Here is a 12,734-nt window from a genome sequence, read left to right on the forward strand (position 1 = left end):
TTAGAAAGAGGTTACTATGCGTAAAGTTGAATTTCTTGATACCACTCTTCGTGATGGCGAACAAACGCCAGGGGTGAATTTTTCAGTTAAAGAAAAAGTTGCGATTGCTAAGCAACTTGAAAAATGGGGCATTGCATCAATTGAGGCTGGATTCCCAGCTGCCAGCCCAGATTCTTTTGAAGCTGTTCGCCAAATTGCTGAAGCTATGACAACAACAGCGGTGTCTGGATTGGCTCGTTCAGTCAAAGCCGATATCGATGCTTGCTATGAAGCTTTGAAAGATGCTAAATACCCGCAATGTCATGTCTTCATCGCGACAAGTCCAATTCACCGTGAATACAAACTGAAAAAGACAAAAGAAGAAATTCTTGATATTATCAAAGAACATGTAACTTATGCGCGTAGTAAATTTGATGTGGTAGAATTTTCTCCAGAAGATGCTACTAGAACGGAACTTGATTATCTTCTTCAAGTAGTTCAAACAGCGGTAGATGCTGGCGCAACTTACATTAATATTCCTGATACTGTTGGGTTTACAACGCCTGAAGAGTTTGGTCATATTTTCAAATACCTTATTGAAAATGTAACATCTGACCGTGAAATTATCTTTAGTCCGCACTGTCACGATGACCTTGGGATGGCAACAGCTAACACACTTGCTGCTATTAAAAATGGTGCAGGACGTATTGAAGGTACGGTCAATGGTATCGGTGAACGCGCAGGTAACGTTGCCCTTGAAGAAGTTGCAGTAGCTCTTAATATCCGCGAAGATTACTATCAAGCAACGTCAGATATTGTTCTTAATGAAACAGTTAACACCTCAGAATTGATTTCTCGCTTCTCAGGTATTCCAATTCCTAAAAATAAAGCCGTTGTTGGTGGAAATGCCTTCTCACACGAATCAGGGATTCACCAAGATGGTGTGCTTAAAAATCCACTTACTTATGAAATCATTACACCAGAGCTTGTTGGGGTTAAGCACAACTCACTTCCTCTTGGAAAACTTTCAGGTCGACATGCTTTTGTTGAAAAATTAAAAGAACTTGAAATTGCGTTTGAAGAGGCTGAAATTAAACCACTCTTTGGTAAATTCAAAAAGTTGGCTGATAAGAAAACAGAAATTACAGACGCTGATATCCGTGCTTTGGTTGCTGGAACAGAAATCGAAAATCCAGAAGGTTTCCATTTTGGTGATTTGAAATTGACGTCTAATCCAGACGAAACGGTTACTGCTGAGGTGACAATGATTAATGCCGAAGATGAAGAAGTTGATGTAACAGCAGATGGTAAAGGCTCAGTTGAGGCTGTTTATAATGCCGTTGATAAATTCTTCAACCAAAAAGTTCGTCTACTAAGCTACACAATGGATGCCGTGACAGATGGTATTGATTCTCAAGCGCGCGTATCTGTTTCAGTCGAGAATGATGATACAGGTACTATTTTTAACGCCTCAGGTATTGATTTTGATGTTCTTAAAGCTGGTGCCATTGCTTATGTGAATGCTAATGCTTTGGTTCAAAAGGAAAATGCGGGAGAAATTGGCAAGGCTGTTTCATTCCGTGATGTGCCAACAAATGATTAAGAAAGGATAGAGCAAGTAACGTATTTTCTTGCGAGTGATACAAGGATGACTAAAAAAATTGTGACATTGGCTGGTGATGGTATCGGACCAGAAATCATGGCAGCAGGTCTTGAAGTTCTTGAAGCTGTTGCTGATAAGATTGGATTTGATTATGATATCGATGCTAAACCTTTTGGTGGTGCAGGGATTGACGCTTGCGGTCATCCCCTACCAAAAGATACATTGGATGCTGCCAAAGCTGCGGATGCTATTTTGTTAGCAGCTATTGGTGGACCAAAATACGATAATGCAACAGTTCGACCAGAGCAAGGCTTACTTGCTATTCGTAAAGAATTGAATCTGTTTGCTAATATCCGTCCTGTTCGTATTTTTGATGCGCTTAAACACTTATCACCATTAAAACCTGAACGCATTGAAGGGGTAGATTTTGTGGTGGTTCGTGAATTAACAGGTGGCATTTATTTTGGCGAACACAAATTAGAAGATGAAGCTGCGCGTGATATCAATGACTATTCTGCTCAAGAAATCCGTCGCATCATTCGAAAAGCTTTTGAATTGGCACAAGTTCGTGGCAAAAAAGTGACTAGCATTGACAAACAAAATGTTTTGGCAACTTCAAAGTTATGGCGAAAAGTAGCTGAAGAAGTGGCGCTAGAATTCCCAGATGTGACTTTGGAACACCAATTGGTAGATAGCGCAGCCATGATTATGATTACTAATCCATCACGTTTTGATGTTGTGGTAACTGAAAATTTATTTGGTGATATTTTGTCTGATGAATCAAGCGTGCTTCCAGGAACTCTTGGCGTAATGCCTTCAGCTAGCCATTCAGAAAATGGGCCAAGTCTTTATGAACCAATTCATGGCTCAGCACCAGATATTGCTGGCAAAGGTATTGCAAATCCAGTCAGCATGATTTTGTCTGTTGCGATGATGCTTCGTGAAAGTTTCGGGGAACTTGCTGGGGCAGAAATGATTGAAGAAGCTGTCGACAAGACCTTTAACCAAGGTATTTTGACACGTGATCTAGGTGGTCAGGCAACAACAGCAGAAATGACAGCAGCCATTATTGCAAATCTATGAGTTTAAAAGATTATACAGTCCTTGCTTTTATCTTTTGGAATGTTTTTGTTTTTATCACTTATGGGGTTGATAAACAAAAAGCTAAGTCTGGCCATTGGCGAATTCCTGAAAAGACATTGTTGTGGGAAAGTATCTTGCTTGGTGGTCTTGGAGCTTTTCTTGGTGGAAAGATATTTCATCATAAAACATTAAAGTGGTATTTTAAAGCATCTTGGTATTTAGGGATTATTATTGATATTGCTTTTATTTATTGGATTTTAGTCGTGTGGCATTAAATACTAAAAAAGATAAGAGTAAAGACAGTGGAGGAAAATATGAGCGGAAAATCGATTTTTGATAAGCTTTGGGAACGTCATGTGATTACTGGCGAAGAAGGCGAACCACAGCTTATGTATGTTGATCAGCATTATATTCATGAAGTAACAAGTCCGCAGGCCTTTCAAGGTCTTAGAGATGCTGATCGTAAAGTGCGTCGTCCAGAGTTAACATTTGGAACAACTGACCATAATGTTCCAACGGTTGACATTTTCAATATTCGTGATTTGATTTCAAAAAATCAAATTGATACTCTTGCAAGAAACGTTGAAGAATTTGGTATTGACGCAGCAACACACGGAAGCGAACGTCAAGGGATTGTTCATATGGTTGGTCCAGAAACAGGACGCAGTCAACCCGGTAAATTTATTGTCTGTGGGGACAGCCATACGGCGACACATGGCGCTTTTGGAGCCATTGCTTTTGGTATTGGGACATCAGAAGTGGAGCATGTATTTGCAACGCAATGCATTTGGCAAGTTAAACCGAAAAAAATGAAGGTCGAGTTTGTCGGAAAACCACAAAATGGGGTTTATTCAAAAGACTTTATTTTGGCTTTGATTGCTAAATACGGTGTTGATGCTGGCGTGGGTTATGCGGTCGAATATTGTGGTGAAGCTATTGATGCTCTTTCAATGGATGAACGCATGACCATTGCCAATATGTCGATTGAATTTGGTGCTAAAATGGGCTTGATGAACCCAGATCAAAAGACATTTGATTATGTGAAAGGTCGTGAGGCTGCACCAAAAGGTGATAAATTTGAGCAAGCTGTAGAAGATTGGAAGACATTAGTTTCTGATCCTGATGCAGAGTACGACAAGGTAATCACTATCGATGTTTCTGACTTGGCACCTATGGTGACTTGGGGGACAAACCCTGAAATGGGTGTTGAATTTGGTCAACCATTCCCAGAAATCAAAGACATGAATGACGAACGTGCCTATCACTACATGGACATGAAACCAGGTGAGAAAGCTGAAGATATCGACCTTGGTTATGTCTTCATCGGTTCTTGTACCAATGCTCGATTGTCAGATCTTCAATTGGCAGCGAAGATTGTCAAAGGAAAACACATTTCTCCAAATTTGACAGCTATCGTTGTTCCAGGATCTCGACCGGTTAAGAAAGAAGCAGAGCGCCTTGGACTTGATAAGATTTTCTTGGATGCTGGCTTTGAATGGCGTGAGCCAGGCTGTTCAATGTGTCTTGGAATGAACCCAGACCATGTGCCAGAAGGTGTACATTGTGCCTCAACAAGTAACCGTAACTTCGAAGGGCGCCAAGGTTTTGGAGCTCGTACACATCTTTGTAGTCCTGCCATGGCGGCAGCGGCAGCGATTGCTGGTAAATTTGTAGATGTTCGTCAACTATCAGAAGTAGAATAAAGGAGAGAGACCATGGAAAAATTTACCGTCTATACAGGGAAGTCTGTCCCTTTGATGAATGATAATATTGACACTGACCAACTGATTCCAAAGCAATTTTTAAAAGCTGTTGATAAAAAAGGTTTCGGAAAAAATCTCCTTTTTGAATGGCGTTATTTAAATGATAATTACGATGAAAATCCTGATTTTATCTTTAATCAGCCTGAATATCGTGATGCGACGATTTTAATTTCTGGAGATAATTTTGGGTCAGGGTCATCACGTGAACATGCTGCCTGGGCGCTTGAAGATTATGGTTTTCGTTGTGTGATTGCGGGTTCGTTTTCAGACATTCATTATAATAATGAATTAAAAAATGGCATGCTTCCCATTGTTCAACCATTGGAAGTGCGTCAAAAGTTAGCTGCGCTACCTGCAGGAGAAGAAATTACCATTGATTTGCCAAATCAAGTCATCAAATCATCATCTGGCGAATTTCCATTTGAAATCGATAGTGAGTGGAAACGTAAGCTTGTTCTCGGTCTTGATGATATCGGGATTACTCTTCAGTATGAAGAATTGATTTCAGCCTACGAAAAAAATCGTCCAAGTTACTGGCAATAAAGTATTAAGCAGTAGGCAACCTAACTAAGCAGTCATTATAATATAAATTGAGTTGAGATGCCATTGTCTCAGCTCTTTTTTACATCAAATTCACCAAAATATCATTTTTTCAAAGTATGACGAAGCAGGCTTTTTTTGATATAATTAAGCTTATGGAAAATACTAAGAAAATTGAGAATTATGAAATCATGTTAGCGCAAGCAAATGCTTTATTTGCTAACGAAAAAAACTTGTTGTCTAACCTTTCAAATGCAAGTGCGCTCTTGAAGATGACTTTGCCAAATTCTGTTTTTACTGGCTTTTACCTTTTCAATGGTGAAGAGTTGCTTCTTGGGCCATTCCAAGGTGGGGTATCTTGCGTACATATTAAACTTGGTAAAGGTGTTTGTGGAGAATCAGCAGCTAAACGAGAAACAATGATTGTTGCAGATGTGACAAAACACGCCAACTACATTGCATGTGATTCTGCTGCCATGAGTGAAATCGTTGTTCCAATGGTTAAAGATGACAAACTTGTTGGTGTTTTAGATTTGGATTCACGTTTGACAGATGATTATGATGCTGTTGACCAAGAGTATCTTGAAAAATTTGCAGCTATTCTTGTCGAAAAATCATATTGGAATCTAGATATGTTTGGAGTTGAAAAATAATGTATCAAGCCCTCTATCGAAAATACCGTAGCCAAACCTTTGATGAAATGGTTGGGCAAACGGTTATTTCAACGACTTTAAAACAAGCAGTTTCTTCTGGCAAAATCAGCCATGCTTACTTGTTTTCAGGTCCACGAGGAACTGGTAAAACCAGTGCCGCTAAAATTTTTGCAAAGGCTATGAACTGCCCTCACCAGGTCGATGGTGAACCATGTAATCATTGCGATATTTGTCGTGATATTACAAATGGTAGTCTTGAAGATGTCATTGAGATTGACGCGGCGTCTAATAATGGGGTTGATGAAATTCGTGAAATTCGTGATAAGTCAACCTATGCACCAAGTCGTGCCACTTATAAAGTTTATATCATCGATGAAGTTCACATGCTTTCAACGGGGGCATTTAATGCGCTTCTAAAAACCTTAGAAGAACCAACAGAAAATGTTGTTTTCATCTTAGCGACTACTGAACTGCATAAAATTCCTGCGACAATTTTGTCACGTGTTCAACGTTTTGAATTTAAAGCGATTAAGTTAGCGGCTATTCGAGACCATTTGGCTAATATTCTTGGCAAAGAAGGCATTACATACGAAGAAGATGCTTTGACCTTGATTGCACGCTGCGCAGAAGGTGGAATGCGTGATGCTTTGTCTATTCTTGACCAAGCGCTAAGTCTTACAAGTGATAATCATGTCTCACTTAGCATTGCTGAAGAAATCACAGGCAGTATTTCAATGACGGCTTTGGATGATTTTGTGGCAAATATTTTAGCCAATCAAACTAGCCAAGCTCTGACAAATCTTGAAACAATTTTCGATAGTGGCAAGAGCATGAGTCGTTTTGCCACAGATTTATTGAACTATCTTCGTGATTTATTAGTGGTTCAAAGTGGCGGTGAAAATACACACACGAGTCAAGTTTTTCAAGAGAATTTGGCTAATGTTCAACAAGAGCGTATTTTTGCGATGATTGACTTGGTGACCAAAGCTTTACCTGAAATCAAAAATGGTGTTCAGCCTAAGATTTACGCCGAAATGTTGACCATTCAGTTGTCAGAATCAGGTAAACAAACCGCTCTAGCTCAGGTTCCAGAAGGATTGTCAGATGAGTTAGCTAGACTACAGTCAGAAATCAAAGACTTGAAAAAACAACTAGCTAATCTGGACAGCTCTGCGATTTCACCACAATCAACCAAGCGTCCAAAAACAAATTCTAGCTATCGCTATAAAGTTGACCGTGTCAAGATTTTAACTATCATGGAAGAAACGATTGTTGATAGTCAGAAATCAAGAGAGTATCTTGAAGCCCTTAAAGGCGCTTGGAATGAAATTTTGGATAGCATTTCAGCTCAAGACCGCGCACTTTTGCTTGGTTCTGAACCAGTTCTTGCAAATAGCGAAAATGCCATTTTGGCTTTTGATGCAGCCTTTAATGCCGAGCAAGCCATGAAACGAACAGACCTTAATGACATGTTTGGTAATATCATGAGTAAAGCTGCTGGCTTTTCACCAAATATTTTGGCTGTCCCGCGAAAAGACTTTAACAGTATCCGAACAGAATTTGCTCAAAATCTTAAAAAGAAAAAGCAAAACCCAGTAGAGGAAGAAGTTAAAGATGACTCTTTCATTCCAGAAGGTTTTGACTTTCTAGCAGATAAAATTAACAAAGTAGAAGATTAAAAGGAAGTTTCGATTGAAACTTCCTTTTAACGTGAAATCGTGCCAGCGAAAACTGCTAAAAGCAGCTATCTATGCTATAATAAAGATATGACTATAAGACGTTTTATTTTAATGGCACTCATGTGCGCCTTTGAAACCTACTTTTTTAACGAATGTTTATTTAATGGTGATTATTTCTTCGCTTTCTTTTGGGGGTTATTTTTGCTACGTGACCTTCAACGTGCCTACACGGTTGATAAGGTCTTGCAGACCCTAACATCAACTACCAAGAAGAAAGACTGATTTCACCGCTACGAAGCAATTTTTCTTGACCGTTGTCGAGTTTGACAATCAGATGCCCTTTATTGGTAATGTCTTGGGCGATTCCTGAGTATAGACAATCATTTTCTGTAAAAGTCACTTGTTTATCTAAGACAAGTGATTTTTCTTTGTAAACTTTGATTAAATCTTTTTCTGGAATAGTGAAGAAGAGTTTCCAAATTTCGGTGATGAGTTGGTTGCGCGTGATGCTAGGTTGCTCAGAAAAAAGTGAGCCAGCTTTTTTGGAAATATCATCTGGAAAATCCGTAACGTGAAAATTAATGCCAACGCCGATAATGACATCGGTAATCAAGCCAGTTTCAACCGATGAGATAGCTTCAGTTAAAATGCCAGCGATTTTTTTACCATTGTAATAGATGTCATTGACCCATTTGATGTCTGTTTCGATGCCTGTCAAGCGAGAAATAGCTTTTACAATGCTTGAAGCAACCATAAGAGTATATGGCTTGATTTCTTCAAAAGGTACATTGGGTTTAAGGTGGAGAGACATGTAAATGCCTCCTTGTTTTGAAGCAAAAAACTTTCTGCCAAATCTTCCTTTAGCCTGCTCTTGACTTGGAGCTAAGTAGAGGTGCGCTTCTTTATCTTCATCTAAATGATTTTTAGCATCTAATTGAGTTGATTGACTTTTTTCGTTGAGACTAACAGCTATCTTTAAATCTTTAGAAATGATTTCTGGAAGTAGCAAGTCACCTGAGAGAATTTTATAGCCACGTTTTTTAACAGAATCAATCTGAACGCCTTTTTCTTCTAAAGTCTTGATGGCTTTCCAAATAGCGGTGCGTGACAGTTCGAATTCATTTGCCAAAGTCTCTCCGCTAATGTGATCATTTTGGTTTTGTAAATAATGATAAATTTTTTCATAGGTTTTCATACCAATAGTATAATATATTTTTTCTAAATATTCTTAATGAAAAATGAATTTGTTACGAAATGGTAAGAATTTTTCTATAGGCAATTTGGGTAAAACGTGGTACAATATTCTAGTCAATGAGTCCCGATAAGACAATCTGGCGGTTTAATAGTGTGTTCTTCTTCGTTAGCTCATCTTGATATTCTTCAGTATTATCTGCGATTTCGCTGACTTGACTAACACGCTATTGACCGCGCCATCTCTTTTTTGAAGATACAGATTGGTACTTTGTAACTCACTAGAAATGTCTGCTACTGAAAGTAGCTAGTCATTTCACGGAAAGCCGCTATGGCGCTTTCCTAAGTGACTTATTAGGTCAAAAACTAAAAGATAATCGTTTTAGTTTTTGACCGTCATAACTCTCACTGAAATGATGCTATTTTTGTACAGGTATTTCAAGGAAAAAATTTTTCCGACATTTTAATACCTAGAGGTGTTAGAATGAAAAAATAATGATATGGGGGGACATTTTTATGTCAGAACGTAAACTTTTCACGTCTGAATCAGTTTCTGAGGGGCATCCAGATAAGATTGCAGACCAAATTTCAGATGCTATTTTAGATGCTGTGTTGGAACAAGATCCTGATGCACACGTTGCAGCAGAAACAGCTGTATACACTGGGTCAGTCCATGTTTTTGGAGAAATTTCAACAACAGCTTATGTTGATATTAACCGTATTGTTCGCGATACTATCGCAGAAATCGGTTATACAAATGCTGAATACGGCTTTGCTGCTGAATCAGTTGGTGTTCATCCATCATTGGTTGAACAATCACCTGATATTGCACAAGGGGTTAACGAAGCATTAGAGGTTCGTGGAAATGCTGATCAAGATCCACTTGACTTGATTGGTGCTGGTGACCAAGGTTTGATGTTTGGTTTTGCTGTTGATGAAACGCCAGAATTGATGCCATTGCCAATTTCACTTTCTCACAAATTGGTTAAAAAATTGGCAGATTTGCGTAAATCAGGCGAAATTTCATACCTTCGCCCAGATGCGAAATCACAAGTTACAGTTGAATATGATGAAAATGACAAACCAGTTCGTGTCGATACTGTCGTTATCTCAACTCAACATGACCCAGAAGCAACCAACGAACAAATTCACAATGACGTGATTGAAAAAGTCATCAAAGCAGTTATTCCAGCTAAATACCTTGATGACAAGACTAAATTCTTCATCAATCCAACTGGTCGTTTTGTAATCGGTGGTCCTCAAGGGGATTCTGGTTTGACTGGTCGTAAGATTATCGTTGATACTTACGGTGGTTATGCACGTCATGGTGGTGGTGCTTTCTCTGGTAAAGACGCTACAAAAGTTGACCGTTCTGCATCATACGCTGCACGTTATATCGCTAAAAATATTGTTGCTGCTGGTTTTGCAAGCAAAGCAGAGGTGCAATTAGCTTATGCTATCGGTGTGGCACATCCAGTTTCAGTTCGTGTTGATACATTTGGTACTAACACAGTTGCTGAAAGCAAATTGGAAGCTGCTGTTCGTGAAGTCTTTGACCTTCGTCCAGCAGGTATCATTAAGATGCTTGATTTGAAACGTCCAATTTACCGTCAAACAGCTGCTTACGGACACATGGGACGTACAGATATCGATCTTCCATGGGAAAAACTTGATAAAGTCGATGCTTTGAAAGAAGCTGTAAAATAAATATAGAAACGTTGCACTGATAGTGCGGCGTTTTTTTATCCTAGATTTTTTGTTTTAAAAATAAGGGGAAAATCTTTCAATCTTTTGCTAGACTATACAGTAGGAGGTGAGGGTAATGATTTCACGATTTAATCAAACAATGACCTACCTTGAAAGTGTATTAACGACCGAAATTGATAAACAAAAAGTTCAACACTTATCAGGATATTCCTATGCTATGTTTTCTCGCTTATTTTCTGTCTTGGCAGATATGACCTTATCGGAGTATTTGCGTAAGCGTAGATTATCAGAAGCGGTTAATGATTTGAAGATGTCATCTGATAAGGTGATTGATATTGCTATGAAATATGGTTATGATTCTGCGGATAGTTTTAGCGCAGCTTTTAAAAAATTCCACGGTTCAACGCCAACTGAAGTTCGTAAGGAATGCCCTACAAAGTATTTCTAAAAGTTTACTTATCATTAACGGTAAGTGGAGGTAAGTCTATGAATATCACAATTGAAAAGAAAGCGGCTTTTGCGGTTGCTGGTGTTTTAGCATCGCAGATTGAAAGTAAAGATTGCCCAGGAGTTTGGGATGGACTCTATGCTAAATTTGATATTGCTGATTTAAAAGCATTAGGAAATGGTCAAAGTTTTGGTGTCTGCTCAGAGCTCTCATCAGGTGTGGGACTTAATTACTTAGCGGGATATGATGTTACAGATAAGAAAAAGGCACAAGAGTTGGGCTTGAGTCTTTTAGAAGTAGCAGAAACGCAGTATGCGATTGTTCCAGTCAGAGGCAATGTTCCAGAGTCTATTCACGAAGCCTGGAAATATGTTCTTGAAGTATTTTTTCCAGAAAATGGTTATCGCCACTCTGGTGCTCCAGATTTTGAGGTTTATGCAGAAGGAGATATTCACGCTGAAGATTATGAAATGGCTTTGTGGATACCGATTGTTAAAGAAGAGGTTAAATAGCTGACCAATATTTTTAATAAAGTCCATCAGTTTGTTACACTTGCCATAAAGTAGACATTTGAAACAGGTTTAACCTTGATTTTAAAGTTTTTTGACTAAAAAAGTTTGAAAAATAAAAGTAGTAGTTTCTGCTTATGATATTAAAACACGAAAAAATATGACAAAATCTTAACAAAGTGTCAAAATATTCACCATAATCAGTTTGTCAAATGCCATAATCTATGATAAAATGTAAAGGTTGAATTCTAGCAGAAAGTTTTGAATGTATGCGTAAAATTGTTATTAATGGTGGCAAACCTTTAAAGGGAGAGGTTGCTATTTCGGGTGCTAAGAATAGTGTTGTGGCTTTGATTCCAGCAGCTATTCTATCTGATGATATTGTTATTTTGGATGGAGTTCCTGCCATTTCCGATGTTGATAGTTTGATTGAGATTATGGAAGTGATGGGAGCTAAGATTAAGCGAGAAGGCGAAACGCTTGAAATCGATCCACGTGGTGTTAAAAATCAACCAATGCCATACGGAAAAATCAATAGCTTGCGTGCTTCTTATTATTTCTATGGTAGTTTGCTTAGCCGATTTGGTGAAGCGACTGTTGGACTTCCAGGTGGATGTGATCTTGGGCCTCGTCCAATTGACCTTCACTTGAAAGCTTTTGAAGCTATGGGAGCTCAAGTATCTTATGAAGGCGAAGCTATGCGCCTTGCAACAGATGGAGAACCAATTCATGGAGCTCACATCTACATGGATACTGTTAGTGTTGGTGCAACAATCAACACTATGCTTGCTGCGACAAAAGCTAAAGGTCGTACTATCATCGAAAATGCCGCTCGTGAACCAGAAATTATTGATGTTGCGACATTGTTGAACAATATGGGGGCTCACGTACGTGGTGCAGGTACTGATGTTATCACTATTGAAGGGGTTGAAAGCCTTCATGGAACACGTCATCAAGTGATTCCTGACCGTATTGAAGCAGGTACTTATATTGCTATGGCAGCAGCAATCGGTGAAGGTGTTCGCATCACTAACGTCCTTTATGAACACTTAGAGAGTTATATTGCAAAACTCGAAGAAATGGGTGTTCGTATGACGGTTGAAGAAGATGCTATTTTTGTTGAAAAACAGTCAACTCTAAAAGCTGTATCAGTAAAAACATCACCATATCCTGGTTTTGCAACTGATTTGCAACAACCAATCACACCATTGTTGTTAGTGGCAGAAGGTCGTGGTACGATTTTGGATACCATCTATGAAAAACGTACTAACCACGTCGCTGAATTGGTGAGAATGGGTGCGGATATTTCAATTGTTGGCGGACGTATTGCTTATCAAGGACCTAATAAATTGACAGGAGCACCTGTTAAAGCGTCAGACTTGCGTGCTGGTGCAGCTCTTGTGACAGCTGGTTTGATGGCAGAAGGTCAAACAGAAATTACCAACGTTGAATTTATTTTACGTGGTTACTCAAATATTATCGAAAAATTGACAGCCTTAGGTGCTGATATTAAATTAATCGAAGAATAAGAAGGAGCCTTAGGGCTTCTTTTTTGTTTGAATTCTGCTAAACCAAATTT

General features: G+C 38.8%; 11 protein-coding genes and 1 pseudogene. 11 read left to right on the forward strand and 1 reads right to left on the reverse strand.

From position 1 onward, the window contains the following. The first annotated feature begins 16 nt into the window (after nt 1-16). From GPZ88_RS07595 to GPZ88_RS07630, 8 genes are all read left to right on the forward strand, one after another. On the forward strand, nt 17-1,582 hold the full coding sequence (locus GPZ88_RS07595) for a 2-isopropylmalate synthase (RefSeq protein ID WP_074563365.1): 1,566 nt from the start codon (nt 17-19) through the stop codon (nt 1,580-1,582). A gap of 45 nt (nt 1,583-1,627) precedes the next feature. Continuing rightward, nucleotides 1,628-2,665: a 3-isopropylmalate dehydrogenase gene (leuB, locus tag GPZ88_RS07600; RefSeq protein WP_039697170.1), complete on the forward strand. Its 1,038-nt coding sequence runs from the start codon at nt 1,628-1,630 to the stop codon at nt 2,663-2,665. Then, on the forward strand, nt 2,662-2,940 hold the full coding sequence (locus GPZ88_RS07605) for a DUF1294 domain-containing protein (RefSeq protein WP_006532313.1): 279 nt from the start codon (nt 2,662-2,664) through the stop codon (nt 2,938-2,940). Before leuB ends, GPZ88_RS07605 begins: the two co-directional genes overlap by 4 nt. Before the next feature lie 39 nt (nt 2,941-2,979). Then, the gene (gene leuC, locus GPZ88_RS07610) at nt 2,980-4,368 is read left to right on the forward strand and encodes a 3-isopropylmalate dehydratase large subunit (RefSeq protein WP_074601554.1); all 1,389 of its coding nucleotides are present in this window, start codon (nt 2,980-2,982) and stop codon (nt 4,366-4,368) included. A 12-nt stretch (nt 4,369-4,380) separates the two neighbouring features. Next, nucleotides 4,381-4,971 (forward strand): 3-isopropylmalate dehydratase small subunit, encoded by a 591-nt coding sequence (gene leuD / locus GPZ88_RS07615; protein ID WP_166043910.1) that lies wholly within the window; start codon nt 4,381-4,383, stop codon nt 4,969-4,971. A gap of 152 nt (nt 4,972-5,123) precedes the next feature. Further along, nucleotides 5,124-5,621, forward strand: coding sequence for a GAF domain-containing protein (locus GPZ88_RS07620; RefSeq protein ID WP_014334492.1), 498 nt, complete (start codon nt 5,124-5,126; stop codon nt 5,619-5,621). Further along, nucleotides 5,621-7,300, forward strand: coding sequence for a DNA polymerase III subunit gamma/tau (dnaX, locus tag GPZ88_RS07625; RefSeq protein ID WP_166043912.1), 1,680 nt, complete (start codon nt 5,621-5,623; stop codon nt 7,298-7,300). The genes GPZ88_RS07620 and dnaX overlap by 1 nt, the downstream gene beginning before the upstream one ends. Before the next feature lie 87 nt (nt 7,301-7,387). Beyond that, nucleotides 7,388-7,582, forward strand: a complete 195-nt coding sequence (locus tag GPZ88_RS07630; protein WP_039697242.1) for a DUF3272 family protein — start codon at nt 7,388-7,390, stop codon at nt 7,580-7,582. On the opposite strand, the gene birA is transcribed toward GPZ88_RS07630, so the two are convergent. Then, on the reverse strand, nt 7,563-8,495 hold the full coding sequence (gene birA, locus GPZ88_RS07635; protein ID WP_166043914.1) for a bifunctional biotin--[acetyl-CoA-carboxylase] ligase/biotin operon repressor BirA: 933 nt from the start codon (nt 8,493-8,495) through the stop codon (nt 7,563-7,565). The two genes, GPZ88_RS07630 and birA, sit on opposite strands and share 20 nt — an antisense overlap. A 512-nt stretch (nt 8,496-9,007) precedes the next feature. On the opposite strand from birA, the gene metK reads away from it, so the two are divergent. The 3 genes and pseudogenes from metK (at nt 9,008) to GPZ88_RS07650 (ending at nt 12,684) form a co-directional block, all read left to right on the forward strand. After that, entirely contained in the window at nt 9,008-10,198 is a 1,191-nt protein-coding gene (metK, locus tag GPZ88_RS07640; protein ID WP_074563374.1) for a methionine adenosyltransferase, read from the forward strand. Nucleotides 10,199-10,313: 115 nt separating this feature from the next. Then, a pseudogene (locus GPZ88_RS07645) lies at nt 10,314-11,158 on the forward strand (AraC family transcriptional regulator). A gap of 266 nt (nt 11,159-11,424) precedes the next feature. Next, nucleotides 11,425-12,684 (forward strand): UDP-N-acetylglucosamine 1-carboxyvinyltransferase, encoded by a 1,260-nt coding sequence (locus tag GPZ88_RS07650; protein ID WP_039697159.1) that lies wholly within the window; start codon nt 11,425-11,427, stop codon nt 12,682-12,684. Nucleotides 12,685-12,734 lie beyond the last annotated feature (50 nt).

The sequence above is a fragment of the Streptococcus ruminicola genome (assembly GCF_011387195.1).
GTDB classification, from domain to species: Bacteria; Bacillota; Bacilli; order Lactobacillales; family Streptococcaceae; genus Streptococcus; species Streptococcus ruminicola.